Genomic DNA, 22,496 nt, shown 5'->3' on the forward strand with positions numbered 1-22,496 from the left:
ATGAAAAGACAATTTTTAAAAACAATTTTACCAATAATGCTATTGGTAGTAGCAATATTTATAATAGGGGCTGGATGTTCTGATCCTGGACCAGATAGTCAGAGTTGGTATTTAGATAATGACGGTGATGGCTACGGTACACGTGAAGATATAAATTGGCATGCGCCTCCGCAACCCCCTGGATATGCAGATAATCCGGACGATTGTGATGATACCAATGCAAGTGTTTATCCAGGAGCAACAGAAATTCCAGATAATAACGTTGACGAAGACTGTAACGACCTTTTAGGTATTACCTTTTATAAAGATTCCGATGGTGATGGCTTTGGAGATCCAGATGCTGGAAATGTTTTTGAAATTAATTTTGGAGACCCTGCACCAAATGGGATGGTGTATAATAATGCCGATTGTGATGATAACAATGCTATGATAAACCCAAAAGCAGATGAAATTCTTGGTAATGATATTGACGATAACTGTGATGGTTTTGTAGATATTATGGAATATTATTCCGATGCCGATGGTGATGGCTATGGAGATGTAAACGTATTACCACCAAATGCAATAGGAGTACATAATAATTTAGATTGTGATGATACTAACCCTGAAGTACATCCGTATGCTGTGGAAGTTGAAAATGGGATTGATGATAATTGTGATGGAATAACAGATGAGCTTTTTTAATAATAAAAAAAGAATCCATTAAGGCATAACAATTTCTTTATTCTTTTAATAAAAGGGAAATGTTTAACTAAAATAAAAACAAATTAACGATTATGAAAACAACATTCAAAAATGCTTTGTCTATTAGTTTTAACACTAGTATTCTTTAACTGTGATAATGATGATGATAACGCAGACAATCAAGACGATTGTAATTTTGCCGGATTTACTTTTTTAGATGCTTCAGACAATACGCAAACATTAATTGCAGAATCTGATTTAACCACAGACTTTTATTACACATCTTCTAATGGACCAGAAGTGGAAATATACAAATCCAGCGATCCAGGAAATTTTTGGTTTGTAACTTTAGTCGTAACAGACGGAGAAACGGGAGGAGGTCAGCTAAGTGTTGATGGTACCATTTATAATGTAAATGTTACTTGTCAGAGAGCTGGTAATGCCATAGGAGAAGAATTTAGATACGATATTACCGGGTCAGGTTTAGAAGCTGAGTATTGTGTTGTAATAGATTTATACCATTAAAAAATAACAAATCCACTTCTAATGTTGTTGGTGTAGATAGTATGGGGAATACTGTAAAACCTATAAAGAGAACAATAGATGTGGATTATACTTTTGTAAACCTTTAAAACAATACGAATGAGAAAAATATGCTTTCTGTTGCTTTTGTTATGTACTATCATATCTTGTGACAATGATGATGATGTTAATAATGATGCAACTAATCAGGACCAATGTAATTATCAAGGGTTCTCTTATTTGGATACCAATAATAATGACCAAACATTAATTGCGGAATCTGAATTAAATACACAACATTTTCCGAATGCAAGTAACGGACCTTATGGTGCTCCGGGAATAGAAATAGCATCGTTCACAAGTTCTCCAACGTTGTTTTTTACAACTAATGTCATAGAGCTAAATGAAACTGGAACGGGTTGGATTTCCATAAATGGTGCCGAATTAGAAGCGGTAACAGTTACTTGTCAACGTGCAGGAACAGCAGTAGGAGATGAGATACGATTGGATGTTGTCTATGGAGTAGTTGAAGTCGAGTTTTGTGTTGTTATTGATGAAGTTTTATAGATATAATTTAATATCCAATAAAATAAAAGTAATAGAAACAGTCTAAGTTTGAAACGGTTAATGGATGTGAAATCTAAGTGGCCAAAACAACTGCAAAACCATTATATTTGTAATACAACATAAAAGTAAATACTATTGAAACATAAAAAACGCCATATCACAATGCTATCCCTTTGGATATGGCGTTTATTTTCAGTGTTTCCTATTTTTTTTAAACAGAAGGAAAGAACAGCAAAACTAAAAACTCTAGCTTTCTTTGCCTATTTTTCGGTAGCAACTTCCTTAGCACAACAATACACCAATTATTCTACAAAAAATGGTTTACCAAGTAATCATGTATATACTATTATACAAGATGCTAAAGGCTTTATGTGGTTTTTAACCGATAAGGGAATGACCAGGTTTAATGGAAACCAATTAATAACATTTACAACAAAAGATGGATTGCCAAATAATGATGTTTGGGATGCGTATCCAACTCCAGATGGTAACGTTTGGTATATGTCTAAATCTGCAAGTCTAGGGTATGTAAAAGAAGATTCTATTCGATCCTTTCCTAATAGCAATAAAAACAAAATTATTAATCCCATATATTCTTCTCAAGTTGGTGATTCTGTTTTTCCGTCTGGTCCAAATAGAACCTTTACGTTAAAAGACAATCAATGGATTGGTGAGTCGGTTAAATCATTAAACACTTTTTTTTTAGACAGAATAAAAGTAAGACAAAGTAATGTGGCTAATATTGCCTTTAAAGAAAAGGGAGAAATAGAATTATACGATAAAAAAAATAATGTAATAACTAGTTTTTATTCTAAAGACATCCATGGAAAAACTGGAGCTAGAGGACAATTAAATGATAGTTTGTTTTTCTGGACCACAAATAAAAATTATTCGATACTTAATTTTAATACCTTAAAAGTAAAAACAATTCATTTAAAAAAATCTATAGGTATAGATGAGGTTAAAAATCTTCGAATTAATTTAGTGAATGGAGGATTGCAAATTTCGGGTAACGGATTTGTAGCAAAACTAGATGAAAAATATGAAATAGTTAATCCGTTCTTCTTTCCTAAAAATATGCAAGGCCATTTTGGTTTTATAGATAAATTGAATACCATTTGGATCGCAACTTTTAATAACGGCGTTTACAAGCTGCCTTATGTAAAGAAAAATGTAAAATATGAATTACTTAATGATAAAATTCAAAGCTTTAATATAATTGATAAAGAGTTAATTGTAGGAGTATATGAAAAGGGATTTTATAAATACCATAAAAAAGAAAAGGTCTTTAAAGAATTTATTAAAAGTAAAGATTATGTTTTTGGTGCAAGCCAAATAAAACCAATAAACACCAATTTTTACTTGTTTAAAAATACCATTTTAAAAGAAGTAAATGGAGTTGTTTCTTTATTAGATCTTTCCGAAATCTATAAACAAGAATATGTCATAAATGAATTAGGGAGAAAACTATTGTATTTTGATGACAAATTATATGGTAACTTTTCCTTCGGAATTAATCAACTAAATTTAAATTCTTTGAAAATTGAAAAAGAATTTCGTCAAAAAGGAGCAAATGATATTGTATGTTTTAAAGACCGTTTATTAATAGCAACTACCAATGGTTTAAAGGAAATTAAAAATGATTCCTTACACCCTATAATATTTGAGAATAAAACATTTAATAAATCTATTTTAAGTATTAAAAAAATGGATGACACTAATATCATAATTAATACGGATGGTTTTGGTGCGTATATTTCAGATTTAAAAGAGATAAAACCTTTGGTTTCTACTGCATTTTTAATTGTTGAAGAAGCTTTTATTCAAGACGAAAATTTATGGCTAGCAACAAATACTGGCGTTCTAAAATTTACAAAAAATAATAGTGATTATCAATTAGAAAAACAATTTACAATAGAAGATGGTTTACCAACAGATCATATAAATACGGTGTTTGTAGATGATGAGAACTTAATAGTAGGTACCAATAATGGCATAGCAATTTTACCAAAAAAGAAAGAAAGCATACCGCAATTATTAGATGTCTACATTGATAAAGCCAAGTATAATAAAAAGCATATAACTACAGATAACGCTACATTTAAATATACAGAAAACAACAACGTCAATATAACAGTAGCAAATATCGATTTCTCAGAAAATAACACAGATTTTTTGTACGATTTTAAACTAGAGCCTTCTCAAAAAGAATGGACAACAACTAATACTAATATTTTTAACTTTAATAACTTACAACCAGATAGTTATATTTTTCATTTTAAATCTGGGAATATAAATAAGCAGTTACGGTTTACTATAAAACCATTGTGGTGGCAAACATTTTGGTTTAAAGGTTTAGTTATATTGTTTGGTGTTTTTTTAGTAGCGTTAATTTCTAGATTTTTTGTGAGACGTTCTCAATTTAAAAAAAATCAAAAAATTTTTGAAGATAAACGCTTAAGCGAATTACAGCTAAAAGCACTACGCTCGCAAATGAATCCACATTTTGTATTCAACTCGCTTTCTGCAATACAATATTATATTGGTGAAAATGATTTTGAGGCTTCAGAAACCTATTTAGTAAAGTTTTCCAAGCTTATTCGTCAATTTTTTGAACTTTCTAAAGAAAATGAAATTTCTTTGGCTATAGAAATAAGCTTGCTAAACAATTACTTAGAAATAGAAAAACTTCGTTTTAAAGAAAAACTAAATTTCACTATAAATGTAGATCCTAGTTTAGATAAGGAAAATACAAAAATACCAACCATGTTATTACAGCCAATAGTAGAAAATGCTGTAAATCATGGCGTTTTTAATAAAATGGAAAATGGGTTGGTAGCATTGCGTTTTATTTATATAGATACCCAAACATTTAAAGTCGAAATTATAGATGATGGCGTAGGTTTTGTTAACACAAAAAAGCGACAAAATAAAAATGTTAAGTCGTCTAACGTTTTAAAAGATAGATTGCATTTTTTAAATTATTCCGAAAAATGGCAAATCAGTTATAAAGAAGAAGAAGTACATCCAAATAAAAAGGATAAAGGCAATAAATCGGTTTTTTTAATTAAGATAATTAAATGATGAGTAATATAACAGCCATATTGGTAGATGATGAGGTTTCAAACTTAAAGGGGTTACAACGTAAAATGGAAAAACTGTTTCCTAATGTTCAAATTACTGGCGCTTTTCAAAAACCAGAAGATGCCATAGAAGCTATTCAGCAACAAGAACCAAATATTCTATTTTTAGATATTGAAATGCCTAGAATTAGTGGTTTTGAGTTACTTGCTAAATTAAATAAAATCAATTTTCAAGTTATTTTTGTAACGGCTTATAACGAATATGCTTTGGAAGCTTTTAAAAAAAATGCTATAGATTATGTTTTAAAACCTATAGATAATGACGATTTAGTGGAAGCTGTACATAAAGCAATCGATCTTGTGAAATTAAAAAAGGAAAGTGAAAACAATTCGAAATTAGTTACCTTATTAGAAGAAAATATAGCTAAAAACAATAAGATAATAGTACCAACGCAAAAAGGAGTTTCTTTTATACCACAAGATGAGGTGTTGCATTTAGAAGGTTATGAAGGGTATACCAAAATTCATTTAATAAATAATACGACAATAATAAGTTCTTACAATTTAGGTAAGTTTGAAAAATTACTAAACACCAAATTTTTTAAATGCCATAAATCGCACATTATAAATCTTGATAAAGTGCGTCATTTTGAAAATGAAGGATATGTGGTTTTAGATAATACGTACCGGGTACCAATATCTAAAACCAATAGAAAGGCCTTTTTAAGTTTGTTTAGTTAGTTTTATTTCCACCTAAATACATACAATCTTGTAAACTTTTCATACCATTAAAAGGAACAGGAGTTTTTTCGTAACCATAAGTTCCACTTAGTTCTTTAGATAAGTTATGATCATCTACATTAATTTCAATATCATTCATTGTAAACTCGCAAGGATGCTCATATCCAGCAGCATGTGTGATTTCGATAAACTCTTTTCTAAATGTTTTAAAATATTGTGCTAATCGTACCGATTTTAAAGTAGGATCTATACCGCTTTGTAACCATTTACTTTGCGTAGCAACACCACTTGGACATTTATTAGTATGACATACTTGTGCTTGTATACAACCTATACTCATCATAGCTTCTCGAGCAACATTTATACAATCTGCTCCCATTGCAAAAGCCATTGCAGCTTTAGCGGGAAAACCTAATTTACCACTTCCAATAAATACAATACGTTCGCTTAGGCCTTTACGTTGAAATAATTTATATAAATCTCCAAAACCGTAAACCCATGGTAAACTCACGTGATCTGCAAAACTTGGAGGAGCTGCTCCTGTACCGCCTTCACCACCATCAACAGTAATGAAATCAGGACCTTTTCCTGTAGCTTTCATAATATCTGCTAGTTCTTCCCATTGCTCTAATTTCCCTATTGCCGCTTTAATACCAACGGGTAATCCTGTTGCTTCTGCAATTTGCTCAATAAAATCTAACATTTCAGGAACATTACTAAATGCCTTGTGATTTGGCGGAGATAGTACATCTTTACCAACTTCAACTCCTCTAATTTTAGCTATTTCTGGAGTTATTTTAGCTCCTGGTAAAACACCTCCTTTTCCTGGTTTTGCTCCTTGTGAAAGTTTTACTTCAATAGCACGAATAAAAGGATTGTCCTCTACTAGTTTTATTAACTTTTCCATAGAAAAACCGCCATCTGCCGCGCGAACACCAAAATATCCTGTTCCAAAATGAAAAACAACATCTCCACCATGACTGTGGTGTGGAGATAAACCTCCTTCACCTGTATTATGATAAGCACCAGCAATTTTAATACCTTTATTCATAGATTCCACAGCTTTAGCTGAAAGAGAACCAAAACTCATAGCAGAAACATTAATTACCGAAGCTGGTCTAAATGGTTTTTTACGTTGGTTAAATTCACCCATTATTTTTGCACAAGGTAAAAAGCAATGATCTATAGTATTTGGATGGTTTGGACCAATTTCATAAGGCATCATCGCATTATTGATAAAAATATGTTGGTGTGCATAAATATCTCTATCGGTACCAAAACCTTCGTAGTTATTTTCGTGTTTTGCAGAAGCGTAAATCCAACCACGTTCAATGCGATTGAATGGTAGCTCTTCTCTGTTGTTAGCAACAAAATATTGACGAATTTCTGGTCCGATGCTTTCAAACAGATAACGAACATGACCAACAATAGGAAAGTTATGGCTAATCGTGTGTGATTTTTGAACAAAGACATCTCGAATAGCTACTAATACTAAACCTATGATTATCCACATCCACCAAGATATAGCACTTAAAAAATTGAAAAGAGTTTCCATTTTGAATGTTTTTTGTTCAAAAATATAAATTAAAAGGGGATGTACTTTATAAAAAGTAAAAAAACCATTTTAAAGTTTAAAATTAAAAGTTAATACTTTCACTGGATGCTTTTTTAAATCTATTAAAAAGGTAAAGTGAAATTGTTTGGAAGATAATTTCAATGTAAAGACTGAAAAACAATCACTTCTAATAACGTGTTGATTATCAGTATTTAATATTGGTTTTACGTACTACGTACCCCTACGTAAATTGATGCGGCTCTAATGCTTTATCAATGGGAATGTGATAATTTGCATGATAAAGTTGATCGCTATTAAGCAATACCTAACATTTTATTACTATACCCAATGAAAAGAAAACTACTTATTTTAACAATATGTCTGTTTATATTCTTTTGCGCAAATGCACAATACACTTCTATTCCAGATTCAAATTTTGAGCAAGAATTAATAAACGATGGTCATTGGTTAAGATATTCAAAAATAAAAAAAAGGAAGCAATACTGTAATTGTTTATAATTATTAATAATTCTGAAGCATAAAAACACAGGGATTGGTTATTTTCACGTTTTATAAAAGGAAAGAGATTTGGAGAAGTATTTAAGTCAGTTAAACGAAGCACAATTAGCACCAACTATTCAAAAAGATGGTCCTATGATTGTCATTGCAGGAGCAGGTTCCGGTAAAACACGTGTGCTTACCTATAGAATTGCATATTTAATGAGTCAAGGTGTAGACTCGTTTAACATATTAGCACTAACCTTTACCAATAAGGCTGCTAAAGAAATGAAAGAACGTATTTCCACTATTGTTGGTAATGAAGCCAAGAATTTATGGATGGGAACGTTTCACTCTGTATTTGCTAAAATCCTTCGTTTTGAAGGACACCATTTAGGATTTCCAAGTAATTTCACCATTTATGACGCGCAAGATTCACAGCGTCTTTTGGGTTCTATTATAAAAGAAATGGGCCTAGAAAAAGATATCTATAAAACCAAACAGGTTTTTAGTAGAATATCTTCCTATAAAAATAATTTAATCACCGTTAAAGCATACTTTAAGAACCCAGAATTAATGGAAGCCGATGTCATGACACGACGACCAAAAATGGGAGAGATTTACAAAGAATATGTAGATCGTTGTTTTAAAGCGGGTTGTATGGATTTTGATGATTTGTTACTGCGTACCAATGAGTTGTTAACGCGTTTTCCTAATGTTTTAGCACAATATCAAGATAAGTTTAGATATATCTTAGTAGATGAGTACCAAGATACAAACCATAGTCAATACCTTATTGTTCGTGCATTAGCAGATCGTTTTCAAAATATATGTGTGGTAGGAGATGATGCGCAAAGTATTTACGCCTTCCGTGGTGCAAATATTAATAATATCTTGAATTTCCAGAAGGATTACGATGATGTGAAACTTTTTAGACTAGAACAAAATTATCGCTCTACAAAAAACATAGTTGGTGCTGCCAATTCGGTTATTGAACATAATAAAACCAAAATTGATAAAGTAGTTTGGACCGCAAATGACGAAGGAGAAAAGGTAAAAGTAAATCGTTCCTTAACCGATGGTGATGAAGGACGTTTTGTTGCAGGAACTATTTGGGACGAAAAAATGAATAAGCAATTACACAACAGTGATTTTGCCGTTTTATATCGTACCAATGCGCAATCTCGTTCTATTGAAGATGCCTTACGTAAACGCGATATTCCGTATCGTATTTATGGCGGACTGTCCTTTTACCAGCGTAAAGAAATTAAAGATGTAACGGCGTATTTACGTTTAATACTTAATCCTGCAGATGAGGAAGCACTAAAACGTGTTATTAATTATCCTGCAAGGGGAATTGGACAAACCACTATAGACCGACTTGTAGTTGCTGCCAATGGTTATGGTAAAACCATGTTTGAAGTTTTACAAAACCTAGATAAAGTAGAAATTAATATCAATAACGGAACGAAAAATAAGTTGCGTGATTTTGTGACTTTAATTGAAAGTTACCAAGTAATGAATCAAACGGCAAATGCATTTGATTTAGCAGAACATGTTACTAAAAGTAGCGGATTAATACGCGAATTTAATAAAGACGGTACACCAGAAGGTATTGTGCGTTTAGATAACGTACAAGAACTTTTAAATGGTATTAAAGATTTTGTGGAAGGACAAATGGAACTAGCAGATGCTGGAGACTCTTTGGCTGAATTTTTAGAAGATGTAGCCCTTGCTACAGATTTAGATGCTGATAAAGGCGACGCAGATCACGTAGCATTAATGACCATTCACTTAGCAAAAGGATTAGAGTTTAATAATGTATTTATAGTTGGTTTAGAAGAAGATTTATTCCCTAGTGCTATGAGTATGAATACCCGTAGCGAACTAGAGGAGGAGCGTCGTTTGTTTTATGTGGCACTTACTAGAGCCGAAAAACAAGCCTACTTAACCTATGCTTTGTCTCGTTACAGATGGGGAAAATTAGTAGATTCAGAACCTAGTCGTTTTATTGATGAAATAGATGAGGGATTTGTAGAAAATACTACTCCAAAAGAAGAAAGACGATTTAACCCAATGTTAGATTCGGATATTTTTGGAGATACACCTCCTAGTAAAATTAGATTTAAAAAACCGAAAGAACTTACTTTTAAGAAAAAAGGAGCCGCTAAAAAAGAACCAGAAAACTTTAAAATAACAGCGCCAAAGCATTTAAAACCTGTTGCAAAAACTACTGCAAGTACTAGCGAAAATACAAACACAAATACAAACACAAACTTGTTTGATGGTGAATTAAGAGTTGGTAGCGTTGTAAAACATATGCGTTTTGGTAAAGGAGAAGTTTTAAAAATTGAAGGTGTTGGTGGCGATATGAAAGCAGAAATTAAGTTTCTAACTGGTGGCGTTAAGAAACTATTGCTTCGTTTTGCTAAGTTGCAGGTGGTAGGATAAGTCTGTTCAGTCTTCAGTCTAAATGCGCTTCAATAAAAGTGTGTAGCTTAATCGTGGTATCTAGTAAGTTTAAGTCATCCCAAGCATGACCTTCTTCTTGGTATAAGGTGAAATCATGAATAACACCAAGGTCTTCCAATTTATCACGCATTGCTGTTCCTTGTGAAGTTGGTATTAAAGGATCTTCTCCACCATAAAATAAAATAGTTGGAGGCGCACTTGCGGTTACTTGGTGATACGGACTTACCTCTTCTAAATACGCAGTGGTTGTATCTACGCCAAATGTATTCAATATCGCTTGTAAGTTAGGATCTGTACTGTCTAGGTATGCAGGATCTGTAAAATTGGTAGGACCAACAATACTGCAAAGCATTTTTGTTTGGTTATTTATATCAAAAGCATAGCTCCAAAGCATCGATAGATGTGCACCAGCACTCACACCAAGAAAACCTAGGTCGTCGGAAATAACATATTCGTTTTGCTTGTTTTTCAGGTGATTTACAACCGTTGTAATGTCATTTATTTGCATCGGATACGCTTGTGTAGTATTATCTGCCAACCTATAATTCATGTTTACAATTGCTATATTTGGCAAGTTTTGTTTCATATAAATCTTAAAATCATTCATATCTGTTTTATCCCCAGAAATCCAGCCGCCACCATGAACTAGTATCATGATTTTAGTGTCTTCTGTTCGGTTTGCAGGAAGATATAAGTCGAAAATTTGATCACTATCTGCGCCATAAGATATGTGCAACTCTTCATAAGACTCTAAGGGATTTAGAAGCATTTCATCCTTGCTATCCGTACTATTATTAGTATTATCACATGAAAATAGACCAATTAGAAAAAGGTACAATAATAAATGCCTGAAGATATTTCGCATAATAAATTAATTAACTACTTTGTAAACGTTTTTTAAAGATAGTTATTATGGCTGAGTTTATTAAAATTTATGAGGAAAATCCTAATAGTAAGATGATTAGGAAGGTAGTGGACGTGTTAAAAAAAGGAGGATTAATTATCTATCCTACAGATACCGTTTATGGTTTAGGTTGTGATATCACAAATACCAAAGCTTTAGAACGTATTGCAAGAATAAAAGGAGTGAAGCTTGAAAAAGCAAACTTCTCTTTTATTTGCCATGATTTAAGTAATTTAAGCGATTACGTAAAGCAAATAGATTCTTCGACCTTTAAAATATTGAAACGTGCGCTTCCTGGTCCGTATACCTTTATTCTTCCCGGAGCAAAAAGTTTACCGGTCGTTTTTAAAAAGAAAAAAACGGTAGGTATTCGTGTTCCAAATAACAATATCGCACTAGAAATTGTAAAAGAACTTGGTAACCCAATTGTTTCTACTTCTATTCGTGATGACGATGCTATATTGGAATATACTACAGATCCTGAACTTATTTTAGAGAAATGGGGTAGTCTAGTAGATTTAGTGATTGATGGAGGTTATGGAGATAATGAGGCGTCTACAGTTATCGATTTCTCGGAAGGAGATCCAATAATTGTAAGAGAAGGAAAAGGAAGTTTAGATATTTTTTAAATAGAAATCTTTTATTACATGTCACTTCGAGTGATTTGCGACGTAGGAGAAAATTGTATCGAGAAGCGCAGTGATTTGCGACGTAGGAGAAAATTGTATCGAGAAGCACAGTGATTTGCGAAACTTTAAACGGTAACAAAACATGAAACCCATCAACAACCACATCAATTACATAGAATTTAAAGCAACTGATTTAGAAGCAACCAAAGCATTTTACACGAAGGTATTTGGTTGGACTTTCACTGATTACGGACCAACGTATACATCTTTTGAAGATAGTGGAATTGCAGGTGGTTTTGAAAAAACAGAAGCAGCAATTACCAATGGTGCTCTGGTGGTTTTATACCATGAAAACTTAGATAAAATAAAACAACAAGTGATTGCTGCTAATGCAAAAATTAGCGTGGATACTTTTTCTTTTCCTGGCGGAAAACGATTTCAATTTTTAGACCCTTCTGGTAACGAACTTGCTATTTGGTGTTATGATTAATTCTTATTCCTGTGAAATTTAGATTCTGAGTCTAGTTCAGAATAACAAGATCTAGGTTATTTTTAATTCTCCTCCTTTTTTAAGAAGGAGTGGATTCCGTTTTTACTAAAGAAACGGAAGACGAGGTGGTTTTCGCGTTAAGGATTGAAAGGTTTGTTTGAGCTCATCTTTGATAGCGAGCCTTGAAAGCCTGACACTACGTAGCTTTTCAGCGAAGTAGGGTAACGCCATAAAAAAAGCCCAACCTTGCGGTTGAGCTTTTATACTTATTCTTTTCTAAAAATTAATTTTCTTCAGAAAGCGATTTCATTTCCGTTTCAATCATTTCATAGAATTGATCGATTTTTGGAAGAATGTATATTTTAGTTCTTCTGTTAATTGCTCTGTTTTCAGCAGTATCATTAGGTACTAATGGTAAATGATCTCCACGTCCTGCAGCAATTAATTGTTCTGGTTTAACTCCTAAACTTTGTAATGCTCTAACAATAGCAGTACTACGTTTTACACTTAAATCCCAGTTGTCTACTAAAACACCACCTCTGTTGTATGGTACGTTGTCTGTATGACCTTCTACCATGGCTTCAAAATCAGGTTTCCCGTTAATTACAGTAGCAACTTTTCCTAAGATTTCATTTGCTCTATCTGAAATATTGTAGCTACCTGTTTTAAATAATAACTTGTCAGATAATGAGATAAATACAACGCTTTTCTCTACGTTGATTTCAATATCTTCATCATTTAAGCCAACTTCTTTCTTTAAACTAGAAACTAAAGCAAGTGTAACGCTATCTTTTTTAGTTAAAGCATCTTGTAATCTTGTAATTCTTAAATCTTTTTCTTTTAAACTTTCTAAAGATTTTTCTACGTTTTTAGCGCCTTGAGCTGTTAACATAGTCATGTCTTTAGTGCTTTCAATTAAAGCAAGGTTGTTTGCTCGCATATCTGCTAAACGTGCTTGCATTTCTTTAAGTCTTGCTGCAGATGCGGCTTCGTCTGCTAAGCAACTATTTAGTTTAACAGTTGCTGTATTTAATAAATCTTGCGTTGTTTTTTGTTTGGCTTCTAAAGCTGCGAATTCTTTTTTAGAAACGCATGAACTTAAAAGCAAAAGTGCTGTTGCACTTAGTAATACAATTTTTTTCATAATAAATGAATGGATTAAATATTGTTAATTTAACAGGACAAAATTATACAAAAGAATGATACAATATTCCATTATTAACAAAAACTTTAACATTTTTATAAACAATTAAAAAGTCTTGTTACCTTTTATAAAATAAGAAAAAACTATAGATTTTGTCTGGTAATAATCCTTTTTCTTCGGAAGTTTTTTTCGCTCTTTTAATAATCTTGGTAATGCGGTGTAATAACTAAAATGCGCTTTAAATATTGCAAGGATATGCGTTATTTTTAATTGAAGTAAAAACTTAATTGCTGCAACACCATCTAAAACCAATCTGGTGAAGATTAAAAAGAATAGAGATCCAGATGCATTTTTGGTTAGTGTAAACAGACTATTTCTAAAGTTTAGATAGGTTTTTTTAGGATTGCTGCTTTGTAATGTTGCTCCTCCAACATGATATACTGTAGAAGCGCCAATATATTTGGTTTTATAGTTTAAGTTGAATGCTCTCCAACATAAATCAATTTCTTCCATGTGCGCAAAAAAGCTTTCGTCAAAACCATCTAGTATTTTAAAGGTTTCTTTTTTTATGAAAAAACAAGCTCCAGATGCCCAGAAAATGTTTGCGTCTTGGTATTGGTTTTCGTCTTTTTCAATGGTGTCAAATATTCTACCTCTGCAATACGGATAGCCATACTTATCTATAAATCCTCCTGCAGCACCAGCATATTCAAAGTATTCTTTGTTTTTGTAATCTAATATTTTTGGCTGAATGATGTCAGTTTCGCTATTGGTTTTAAATTCTTGAAGAATAGGAGAGAGCCAATTTTGGGTTACTTCAATATCACTATTTAAAAGACAGAATATATCTTCTTCTACATGCTGTAAAGCTTGATTGTAGCCTTTTGCATAGCCTCCGTTTTCAGTATTAGGTATGATTTTTATTTCCGGATAATTCGCCTTTACAAAAGCTACAGAAGCATCTGTAGAGGCATTATCTGCTACATAAATGGTTGCTTCACTAGAGTGTGCAACCACTGAAGGTAAGAACTTTTCTAGAAGTGCTTTTCCGTTCCAATTTAATATGACGACTGCTATTTTCAATATTATTTATAAGTTTAAAATATTTGCCACGAATACACGAATATTTATTATTGCTTACTGTAAACTATAATTAGGAATATCTTTCAAAAACTGATAACGCTCTGCGTCAAAATCCATTGCACAATAATAATGATTAATTCCGTTAGTAACCATTAAATAAGTAGCGTTTAAAGCTAAATTATAACGTGCAATTTGGTCAAAAGTAGTTTGGTCAATATTTATTTTAGCCGATTTACATTCCACAATTAAATGAATACTTCCGTCGGGATTAAAAATAACAATGTCGTAGCGTTTCCGTAAGTTGTTTACCTTTAATTCTTTTTCTACATTAATTAAAGATTTAGGAAATCCTTTTTCCTCCATTAAATATTTTACGCAATGTTGCCTAACCCATTCTTCGGGTTGTAAGACCATAAATTTTTTGCGTATTTCATCATAAATAAGCGTTTTATTTTCGCTATTTTTGAATCGAAACGAATATGTAGGGAAATTTAGTTTTTGCACTACACAAATTTATAATTATAATGTTACTTCGAGTTATTTTTATCGAAAAGATTATCGAGAAGTTTTTGTTATTTTTTTTAATAAAATTATAGTTATCCGTCAAGCGGAATGCAGTCGATGTCCATTAGATATGAAGAATAATGGTATTGCAATCGTACTCCATGTGACAACATTTAAACAATTTATTTATTTTGGACGAAGTTAAGCAACTAATAATAGACATAAAAAAAGGAAACCTGAAACCCATTTATTTTTTAATGGGAGAAGAGGCATATTATATAGATAGTGTTTCCGATTATATTGAAGCTAATGTTTTAGCCGAAGAAGAAAAGGGTTTTAACCAAATGGTACTTTATGGTCGCGATGTAACGATTGATGATATTGTTAGCAATGCGAAACGTTATCCAATGATGGCAGAGCGTCAAGTGGTTATTGTTAAAGAAGCGCAAGACTTATCTCGGTCTATTGAAAAATTGGCTGCTTATGCTGCTAATCCGCAACCAACAACCGTTTTAGTATTTAATTATAAGTATAAAAAACTAGATAAACGTAAGGCTTTATATAAAGCACTTAAAAAAGTTGGTGTTGTTTATGAAAGTAAAAAACTATACGAAAATCAAGTCGCAGATTGGATTCGTCGTGTGCTTTCTGGACAGAATTATACTATTTCACCAAAAGCATCTCAAATGCTTGTGGAGTTTTTAGGAACCGATTTAAGTAAAATCAACAACGAGCTTTCTAAATTAAAAATTGTTTTACCAGCAGGAACAGAAATTACGCCAGAGCATATTGAAGAAAATATTGGTATTAGTAAAGACTACAATAACTTCGAGCTACGTAAAGCAGTTGGAGAAGGCAATATATTAAAAGCACATAAGATTGCACACTATTTTGCCGATAACCCAAAGGATAATCCAATGGTAGTAACGGTTTCTTTGCTTTTTAATTTTTTCTCACAGCTATTGCATTTACACGGATTAAGCGATAAGAATCCTAGAAATGTTGCTTCTGCATTAAAAGTGAATCCTTATTTTGTAAACGAATATATTACTGCAGCTAGACATTACCCAATGCGAAAAGTGAGTGAAGTTATTGGGACTTTACGTGAGTTTGATGTGAAAAGTAAAGGTGTTGGTAGCAATTCTGTGTCTCAAGGCGATTTGCTAAAAGAATTGCTGGTTAGAATAATGAATTAATTAAAATAGATTTCCGCTTTTGCGGAAAGTAAACATGAAAAAACTAAGTGTATTCCTTTTTTGTATTTCCCTTTTTTCCTGCAAAGAAAAAGCAACACTTCCAGATCCTCTACAAGCAGGTTGGGAAGGAGAAAGCGTTTGCGAAATTGTACATGAAGATAAAGAAGTACGTGTTTTAAAATGTACGTTTGCTCCAGGAGTTGGACACGAAAAACACGAACACCAACCACATTTTGGCTATACCTTAAAAGGAGGAACATTTAAAATTACAGATGCAAATGGCACAAAAACCATTAACGTGAAAGCAGGAACTAGCTGGAGTAAAGATACAGTAACACAGCACGAAGTATTAAATGTTGGCGATAGTACTTCCGTTTATTTAATAGTAGAGTACAAGTAATTTTTTATAAACTGTAACAGTTTCAAAAAAAGGATGTCTTTAGTTTATATTTATTCATTTAAAACAAAACCAATGCATACTTTTTTAAAATTCAGAGCAAATCTTAGTATCCTTTTTATAGCAACATTTTTCTTGCAAGCATTTACAATTCAAGCACAATCCAAAACTTTTACAGTAAAGACTTTCGATAAAGTAATTATTAGTCCGCATATAGAAGTTGTTTTTAAAACAGGAGATGAGGAAAAAGTCGTTATTGAAATGCTAAGCGAAGATCTAGATGAAATCCATGTAGAAGTGAAAAGTAAAACACTTCAAATCTATTTAGAAGATGCAAAAACGACTACAAAAGCGGATAAAGAAAAAAGCACCAAACACAGAACGGTTGCTGCTTATAATGGAACGGTTGCTAAAGCGATTGTATATTATAAAAAAGTAAAAACCTTTTCGTTACGTGGAGAAGAACGTTTTCTTTTTGAAGGCCCAATCATTTCCGATAAAATAATATTTAATATTTATGGCGAATCACAAATAACCATGAAAGACGTTACTTTAAAAGAATTAAAAGTGGCTATTTATGGAGAAAGCTATTTGAAAATTGAAAACGGAAGCATCCAAAGTCAGAAAATTACGGGTTACGGAGAATCTGTTGTTGACTTTTTACAAGTAAATAATAAGGAAACAAAGATTACTGCTTATGGTGACGGTAGCTACCAATTTAATGTTAGTGATAATCTTAAAATCACTTCTTATGGAGAACCAACAATAAACTATAAAGGAAGTGCAACCTTAGAAAATGGTATTTCTATTGGAGAAGTAGATATCAATAAACTAGATTAAGTTGCTCCTTGGGAAAGTTTTAAAGACGACTTAAATAATATTTGGACACCTCTAAAGTCCCCTCAAGGGGTGTTTTTTTAACAATTTACCTCACTTTACTACGCAAAACCAATTTATGCAACAATCTAGGAGAGATTCGTTTTAAATAAACGCCGAATCTTTCCTTTTTACCAATATAAGCTTCAAACTTTTCTTTACGGATTGCTTGAAGCATTTTTTTTGTAAATACATCTACATGCAATCCTTTTTCGGTCATTTCATCTTGATCTCCTTGTTTACTACCATCTGCTGTTAATGCATTTCTAGCCACATTGGTATTTACAAATCCAGGGCAAATCATAGTCACTTTTACGCGGTCTTTTTCATGTTCCAAACGCATGGCGTCAAAAAAGCCATGTAAAGCATGTTTTGCACCACAATATGCAGAGCGTAGCGGAGAACTAAATTTTCCCATGAGGCTAGAAACCACCACGTAATGACCATATTGATTGGCAACAAAATGGGGTAGAAGTGCTTTGCTTAAAGCAACAGTTCCTAAGTAATCCACTTCCATTAACTTTCTATCTACTGCAATAGTCGTTTCAATGATCGCAGAACGTTGACTAATACCACCATTATTAATTAGCATATCTATTTTTCCGAATATAGAAATAGCATGGTTTGCTATAGAAGCTAAGGTATCTGTTTCTGCTAAATCTAAAGGTAGCACCGAAACATTTTCCGGATGATTACATAATGCTTTTACCTTCTCTAATGCTTCTTTTCTTCTAGAAGAAAGTATCAGTTTGCAATTTTCTTTTGAAAGAGCAATGGCTAAGCTTTTACCAATTCCGCTGGAAGCGCCAGTAATCCAAACTACTTTGTTGTTAAATGTCATCTTGTGCTCGCGAAAGCGAGTAGGTTTTAAATTAAACTTTCATTGTTTGTCTAGAGCACCAAATCATTTTTTTTCTGAAAACGGTGACTGCGACTGAAAACTCTGTTCCTCCCATTCCGCTCTCAAATCACTACTCAATTTTCCCGTTCCATCATGTTTCCAACCTGGAGGTTTTACTAAATACAAAAACCTGCTTTTTAAAGATTTCTTTCCTGAAAAGACATCTTTAAACATGTTAGTCCATTCTATAAAAGCAATTTTTACAGGATTGTAGGTGTTTATGTTGCTAACCAAACCATAAACCACTTTTTCTTCTTTAAGTTCTGGTTGAAAGGTGCCGAAAAGTTTATCCCAAATAATTAAAATTCCTGCGTGATTTCTGTCTAAGTATAACGGATTGCTCCCATGATGCACTCTGTGATGTGAAGGTGTATTCATTACTGCTTCAAACCACGAAGGCGTTTTGTCAATTGCTTCGGTATGTATCCAAAATTGGTAAATCAAACTAATCGACATTTGTAACACAATCATTCCGGGATGAAATCCTAAAAGCGGTAACCATATCCAAAAGATAAAAGTATAAAATCCGCCAGACCATGTTTGACGTAAAGCTGTACTTAAATTATAATGTTGTGATGAATGATGCACCACATGGGAAGCCCAAAATATTCTGCATTCGTGTGAAATTCTATGAAACCAATAATAAGAAAAATCGTCTGCAAAGAAAAGAAGTATAAAACTCCACCAAGTAACTGGAATGGTGAAAACCCTAAAATTTTCGTACACATAAAAAAAACTTACAAAAACTAAAGCTTTACTAAAATAGCTTAAAAACACATTTCCTAAACCCATGGTAATAGAAGTAAAAGCATCTTTTTTCTCGTAGGTTTTTATATTTTCTTTGGCAGTAACATAAAGTTCTAGCAACATAGAAATTATAAAAAACGGAATGGCATAAAGGATGATATCTGGAAATTCAGTCATTTTGTTTTCTTGTTAAATGGATATTATTATACGAAGCGCATTTATCTTCTAAGGCTATAGCGAAGTTAGATTCGAAGTACAAATAGTTCCATCTTTATACTTTGCAAAATACAAAAAATATTGTCTATTTTTGAAGCGAACTATGATAGCAACGTACAAACAATACATTTTAAACTTTAAACAAGCCAGCGGAACTTCGCGAGGTGTTTTAAAAACGAAAGAAACTTGGTTTCTAATTGTAGAACATCAAGGTAAGAAAGGAGTAGGAGAATGCGGACTTTTTAGAGGTTTAAGTGCAGATGATGTTCCGCATTACGAAGAAAAACTGCAATGGACTTGCAACAACATCGATAAAGGTTTGGCATTTTTATTAACGGAACTCGTTGAATTTCCAAGCATTCAATTTGGATTAGAACAAGCTTTTGCTTCCTTAAAAAGTGAGAATCCTTTTATTCTGTTCCCTTCTCGTTTTACTAAAAGTGAAGATAGTATTCCTATTAACGGATTAATTTGGATGGGAACCGAAGCTTTTATGAAGCAACAAATAAAAGATAAAATAGAAGCTGGTTTTAGTTGTATTAAAATGAAAATTGGCGCCATAGATTTTCAAACGGAAATCGATTTACTACAATCTATCCGAAAAGAATTTACTTCCAAAGACGTCGAATTACGAGTAGATGCTAATGGTGCTTTTCATCCTTCGGAAGCTTTAGAGAAATTGAAAATACTTTCAAATTTAGATTTACATTCCATAGAACAACCTATCAAACAAGGGCAAATTCAAGAAATGGCAAGACTTTGTGAAGAAACCCCTTTACCAATTGCATTAGATGAAGAATTAATTGGTGTTTTTGATGTAACAAAGAAAGAAGATTTGCTACTAACTATAAATCCGCAATACATTATTTTGAAACCAAGTTTAGTTGGCGGATTTGCAGGCAGTCAAAATTGGATAGATATGGCTGAAAAACAAAATATTGGTTGGTGGATTACTAGTGCATTAGAAAGTAATATAGGGTTAAATGCAATTGCACAATTTACCTATACCTTGCAAAGTAAATTACCGCAAGGACTTGGTACAGGAAGTCTTTTTACCAATAATATTGAAAGTCCATTACAAGTAAAAAATGGTACATTGCGATACCAAAATAAAGCAAATTGGAAATTGAATAAAATGCTACAAGGATTTGCATTGTAGTTTCAAATAAAAACTATCATTCCGAACTGGATTCGGAACTAATTTTTAGATATGTATATAGAACAAGCGTTTAAATCATTACATGAGTGGTGGAGATATTTACTAGGATTTATCATCATTTTTATAGTATGGCAATTAATAGGGTCTATTCCTTTAATAGCAGGAATATTTTATTCTTTAGGATTAGAAGGAATACAAAATGGAGATTTCCCTACAGATATTTCAGAAATGGCTGAAATTTTAGGCAGTAATTTATTTTTATTTTTAATGCTTTTAACTTTTGCTATTGGCTTGGTTGGTGTAATATTTACTGCTAAAGTTATTCATCATCAATCTTTTACAGCGCTAACAACCGCAAGAAAAAAAATAGATTGGAGTAGGTTTTGGTTTGTTTTTATTCTTTGGGGAGCGGTGTCTTCATCTTTTGTTTTAATAGATTATTTTATGGAACCAGAAGGTTATGTTTGGAACTTTGAATTGGTACCATTCTTAACACTAGCAGTAATTGCAATACTATTAATACCATTGCAAACCAGTATGGAAGAGTATCTTTTTAGAGGCTATTTAATGCAAGGATTAGGAGTTATTACGAAAACAAAATGGTTTCCATTATTTTTCACCTCTATTGTTTTTGGGTTAATGCATTTAGCAAATCCGGAAGTAGAGCAACTAGGTTACATTATTATGGTGTATTATATTGGTACCGGATTCTTTTTAGGTATTATGACACTTATGGATGATGGTTTAGAACTAGCCTTAGGATTTCATGCTGCTAATAATTTATTTACCGCTTTATTAGTAACAGCAGATTGGACCGCTTTTCAAACAAATTCACTTTTTAAAGATGTTTCTGAACCTACTTCGGCAGGATTTATGGATGTTTTTATGCCTGTTTTTATCATTTTTCCTATTATTCTTTTTATTCTAGCTAAAAAATATAAATGGAGCAATTGGAGTGAAAAACTTTTAGGACGTGTTGCGGAACCAGTAAAAGAGGATTATAAAATAATAGATAGTGATTCCAGCATATAATAAAATACACAATCGTTTTAAATTAAATAGCAGCTCTTTTTTATATGAAGATCTTGAAGAAGTAGCCTATAGTTATGTAAAAGAAGGCTTGCCTTTTGAGAAGGAAATAGGCAATTTTTTGATTGATTGGTTAGACGATAAAGACTATGTTTTTGTACAAACTTCGGGATCAACAGGAAAGCCAAAATCTATAAAACTGCAAAAGCAAGCCATGGTACATTCGGCAATTGCAACTGGTGATTTTTTTAAATTAAAACCTGGAGATACAGCCTTGCATTGTTTGCCAAGTCAATATATAGCAGGAAAAATGATGCTAGTTCGTGCTATGATTTTAGGTTTAGAGTTGGATATTACAGAACCAACTAGTCAGCCAGTATTTGATTATGAAAAACATTACGATTTTTGCGCAATGGTACCTTTGCAACTTCAAAAAGTGAGAACGTATTGTAATAATATCAAAAGTCTAATTGTTGGAGGAGCTTCGGTTTCTAGTAGTTTAAAAGAAGCAATTCAAGGAATCAAAACCAATGTATTTGAAACCTATGGAATGACGGAAACCATCACACATATTGCTGTTAAGAAGATTAATAATTTTAAAATTGAAACAGAATGTCATGCTGAACTTGTCGAAGCATCTCATTTCAAAACCCTTCCCAATATTCATATTTCTCAAGACGAAAGAAATTGTTTAATAATAGAAGCACCAAAGCTTTCTAAGGATAAAATAATAACCAATGATGTTGTAAAATTACATTCTGAAACTTCTTTTGAATGGTTTGGTAGATATGACAATGTGGTAAATTCTGGAGGAGTAAAATTATTTCCAGAACAGATTGAAGCAAAGCTAGAGTCTAAAATGAGTACTCGTTTTTTTATTAGTAAAGAAAAAGAGGAAACGCTTGGAGAATGCATCATTTTAGTAGTGGAAAGCAAAAGTAATACTGTGGATACTTCCGTTTTTCCTGGATTAACAAAATTTGAAATCCCGAAGAAAATCTATTCCGTAGAAAAATTTATAGAAAGTGCTAACGGTAAAATTCTTCGTCAGCAAACTTTAAAAAGCTTAAAATAGTATTTCACGCATTGAAAAGCATCG

Annotated in this window: 21 protein-coding genes; 14 read left to right on the forward strand and 7 right to left on the reverse strand. The window is 32.4% G+C overall.

Features of this window, described 5'->3' with window-relative positions; translation table 11 throughout:
* From FG167_RS12610 to FG167_RS12630, 5 genes are all read left to right on the forward strand, one after another.
* Positions 1-684: a putative metal-binding motif-containing protein gene (locus FG167_RS12610; RefSeq protein ID WP_203458595.1), complete on the forward strand. Its 684-nt coding sequence runs from the start codon at positions 1-3 to the stop codon at positions 682-684.
* A 111-nt stretch (positions 685-795) separates the two neighbouring features.
* The gene (locus tag FG167_RS12615; RefSeq protein WP_203458596.1) at positions 796-1,209 is read left to right on the forward strand and encodes a hypothetical protein; all 414 of its coding nucleotides are present in this window, start codon (positions 796-798) and stop codon (positions 1,207-1,209) included.
* Between the two features lie 117 nt (positions 1,210-1,326).
* On the forward strand, positions 1,327-1,773 hold the full coding sequence (locus FG167_RS12620) for a hypothetical protein (RefSeq protein ID WP_203458597.1): 447 nt from the start codon (positions 1,327-1,329) through the stop codon (positions 1,771-1,773).
* A gap of 135 nt (positions 1,774-1,908) precedes the next feature.
* Positions 1,909-4,857, forward strand: coding sequence for a histidine kinase (locus FG167_RS12625; protein WP_203458598.1), 2,949 nt, complete (start codon positions 1,909-1,911; stop codon positions 4,855-4,857).
* Entirely contained in the window at positions 4,857-5,597 is a 741-nt protein-coding gene (locus tag FG167_RS12630; protein ID WP_203458599.1) for a LytTR family DNA-binding domain-containing protein, read from the forward strand. The genes FG167_RS12625 and FG167_RS12630 overlap by 1 nt, the downstream gene beginning before the upstream one ends.
* On the opposite strand, the gene FG167_RS12635 is transcribed toward FG167_RS12630, so the two are convergent.
* A complete protein-coding gene (locus FG167_RS12635) occupies positions 5,590-7,152 on the reverse strand; it encodes an FMN-binding glutamate synthase family protein (RefSeq protein ID WP_203458600.1) in 1,563 nt (520 codons plus the stop codon). The two genes, FG167_RS12630 and FG167_RS12635, sit on opposite strands and share 8 nt — an antisense overlap.
* 588 nt (positions 7,153-7,740) lie before the next feature.
* On the opposite strand from FG167_RS12635, the gene FG167_RS12640 reads away from it, so the two are divergent.
* Positions 7,741-10,101, forward strand: a complete 2,361-nt coding sequence (locus tag FG167_RS12640; RefSeq protein WP_203458601.1) for an ATP-dependent helicase — start codon at positions 7,741-7,743, stop codon at positions 10,099-10,101.
* Between the two features lie 13 nt (positions 10,102-10,114).
* Here FG167_RS12640 and FG167_RS12645 read toward each other — a convergent pair whose 3' ends face one another.
* A complete protein-coding gene (locus tag FG167_RS12645) occupies positions 10,115-10,891 on the reverse strand; it encodes an alpha/beta hydrolase (protein ID WP_239004389.1) in 777 nt (258 codons plus the stop codon).
* A 143-nt stretch (positions 10,892-11,034) separates the two neighbouring features.
* Between FG167_RS12645 and FG167_RS12650 the strand changes: the two genes are divergently transcribed.
* Entirely contained in the window at positions 11,035-11,655 is a 621-nt protein-coding gene (locus FG167_RS12650; protein ID WP_203458603.1) for an L-threonylcarbamoyladenylate synthase, read from the forward strand.
* A 142-nt stretch (positions 11,656-11,797) separates the two neighbouring features.
* Positions 11,798-12,145: a VOC family protein gene (locus FG167_RS12655; RefSeq protein ID WP_203458604.1), complete on the forward strand. Its 348-nt coding sequence runs from the start codon at positions 11,798-11,800 to the stop codon at positions 12,143-12,145.
* A gap of 283 nt (positions 12,146-12,428) precedes the next feature.
* On the opposite strand, the gene FG167_RS12660 is transcribed toward FG167_RS12655, so the two are convergent.
* The 3 genes from FG167_RS12660 to FG167_RS12670 all read right to left on the reverse strand — a co-directional run bounded on the left by FG167_RS12660 (position 12,429) and on the right by FG167_RS12670 (position 14,876).
* Positions 12,429-13,289, reverse strand: coding sequence for an OmpA family protein (locus FG167_RS12660; protein WP_203458605.1), 861 nt, complete (start codon positions 13,287-13,289; stop codon positions 12,429-12,431).
* A 105-nt stretch (positions 13,290-13,394) separates the two neighbouring features.
* Positions 13,395-14,372, reverse strand: coding sequence for a glycosyltransferase family 2 protein (locus FG167_RS12665; RefSeq protein WP_203458606.1), 978 nt, complete (start codon positions 14,370-14,372; stop codon positions 13,395-13,397).
* A gap of 54 nt (positions 14,373-14,426) precedes the next feature.
* Positions 14,427-14,876 carry a type I restriction enzyme HsdR N-terminal domain-containing protein gene (locus FG167_RS12670; protein ID WP_203458607.1) on the reverse strand — a complete coding sequence of 150 codons (450 nt, stop codon included), beginning with the start codon at positions 14,874-14,876 and terminating at the stop codon, positions 14,427-14,429.
* Between the two features lie 191 nt (positions 14,877-15,067).
* Between FG167_RS12670 and holA the strand changes: the two genes are divergently transcribed.
* The 3 genes from holA to FG167_RS12685 all read left to right on the forward strand — a co-directional run bounded on the left by holA (position 15,068) and on the right by FG167_RS12685 (position 17,309).
* Entirely contained in the window at positions 15,068-16,072 is a 1,005-nt protein-coding gene (gene holA / locus FG167_RS12675; protein ID WP_203458608.1) for a DNA polymerase III subunit delta, read from the forward strand.
* 34 nt (positions 16,073-16,106) lie between these two features.
* Complete coding sequence (locus FG167_RS12680; RefSeq protein WP_203458609.1) at positions 16,107-16,472, forward strand: cupin domain-containing protein; 366 nt, start codon at positions 16,107-16,109, stop codon at positions 16,470-16,472.
* Between the two features lie 72 nt (positions 16,473-16,544).
* Positions 16,545-17,309 (forward strand): head GIN domain-containing protein, encoded by a 765-nt coding sequence (locus FG167_RS12685; protein ID WP_203458610.1) that lies wholly within the window; start codon positions 16,545-16,547, stop codon positions 17,307-17,309.
* 85 nt (positions 17,310-17,394) lie between these two features.
* Here the strand turns inward: FG167_RS12685 and FG167_RS12690 are convergent, their stop codons facing one another.
* Together FG167_RS12690 and FG167_RS12695 are read right to left on the reverse strand one after the other, a co-directional pair.
* Positions 17,395-18,186 (reverse strand): SDR family oxidoreductase, encoded by a 792-nt coding sequence (locus FG167_RS12690; RefSeq protein ID WP_203458611.1) that lies wholly within the window; start codon positions 18,184-18,186, stop codon positions 17,395-17,397.
* A 63-nt stretch (positions 18,187-18,249) separates the two neighbouring features.
* Positions 18,250-19,170: a sterol desaturase family protein gene (locus FG167_RS12695; protein WP_203458612.1), complete on the reverse strand. Its 921-nt coding sequence runs from the start codon at positions 19,168-19,170 to the stop codon at positions 18,250-18,252.
* 142 nt (positions 19,171-19,312) lie between these two features.
* Between FG167_RS12695 and FG167_RS12700 the strand changes: the two genes are divergently transcribed.
* Genes FG167_RS12700 through FG167_RS12710 form a run of 3 tightly spaced genes read left to right on the forward strand, consistent with a single transcriptional unit; the run spans position 19,313 to position 22,472 of the window.
* Entirely contained in the window at positions 19,313-20,368 is a 1,056-nt protein-coding gene (locus FG167_RS12700) for an o-succinylbenzoate synthase (protein ID WP_203458613.1), read from the forward strand.
* 51 nt (positions 20,369-20,419) lie between these two features.
* Positions 20,420-21,400: a CPBP family intramembrane glutamic endopeptidase gene (locus FG167_RS12705; RefSeq protein WP_203458614.1), complete on the forward strand. Its 981-nt coding sequence runs from the start codon at positions 20,420-20,422 to the stop codon at positions 21,398-21,400.
* Positions 21,384-22,472, forward strand: coding sequence for an AMP-binding protein (locus FG167_RS12710; RefSeq protein WP_203458615.1), 1,089 nt, complete (start codon positions 21,384-21,386; stop codon positions 22,470-22,472). Before FG167_RS12705 ends, FG167_RS12710 begins: the two co-directional genes overlap by 17 nt.
* Positions 22,473-22,496: the final 24 nt, after the last annotated feature.

The organism is Lacinutrix sp. WUR7 (genome assembly GCF_016864015.1).
Taxonomy (GTDB): Bacteria; Bacteroidota; Bacteroidia; order Flavobacteriales; family Flavobacteriaceae; genus Oceanihabitans.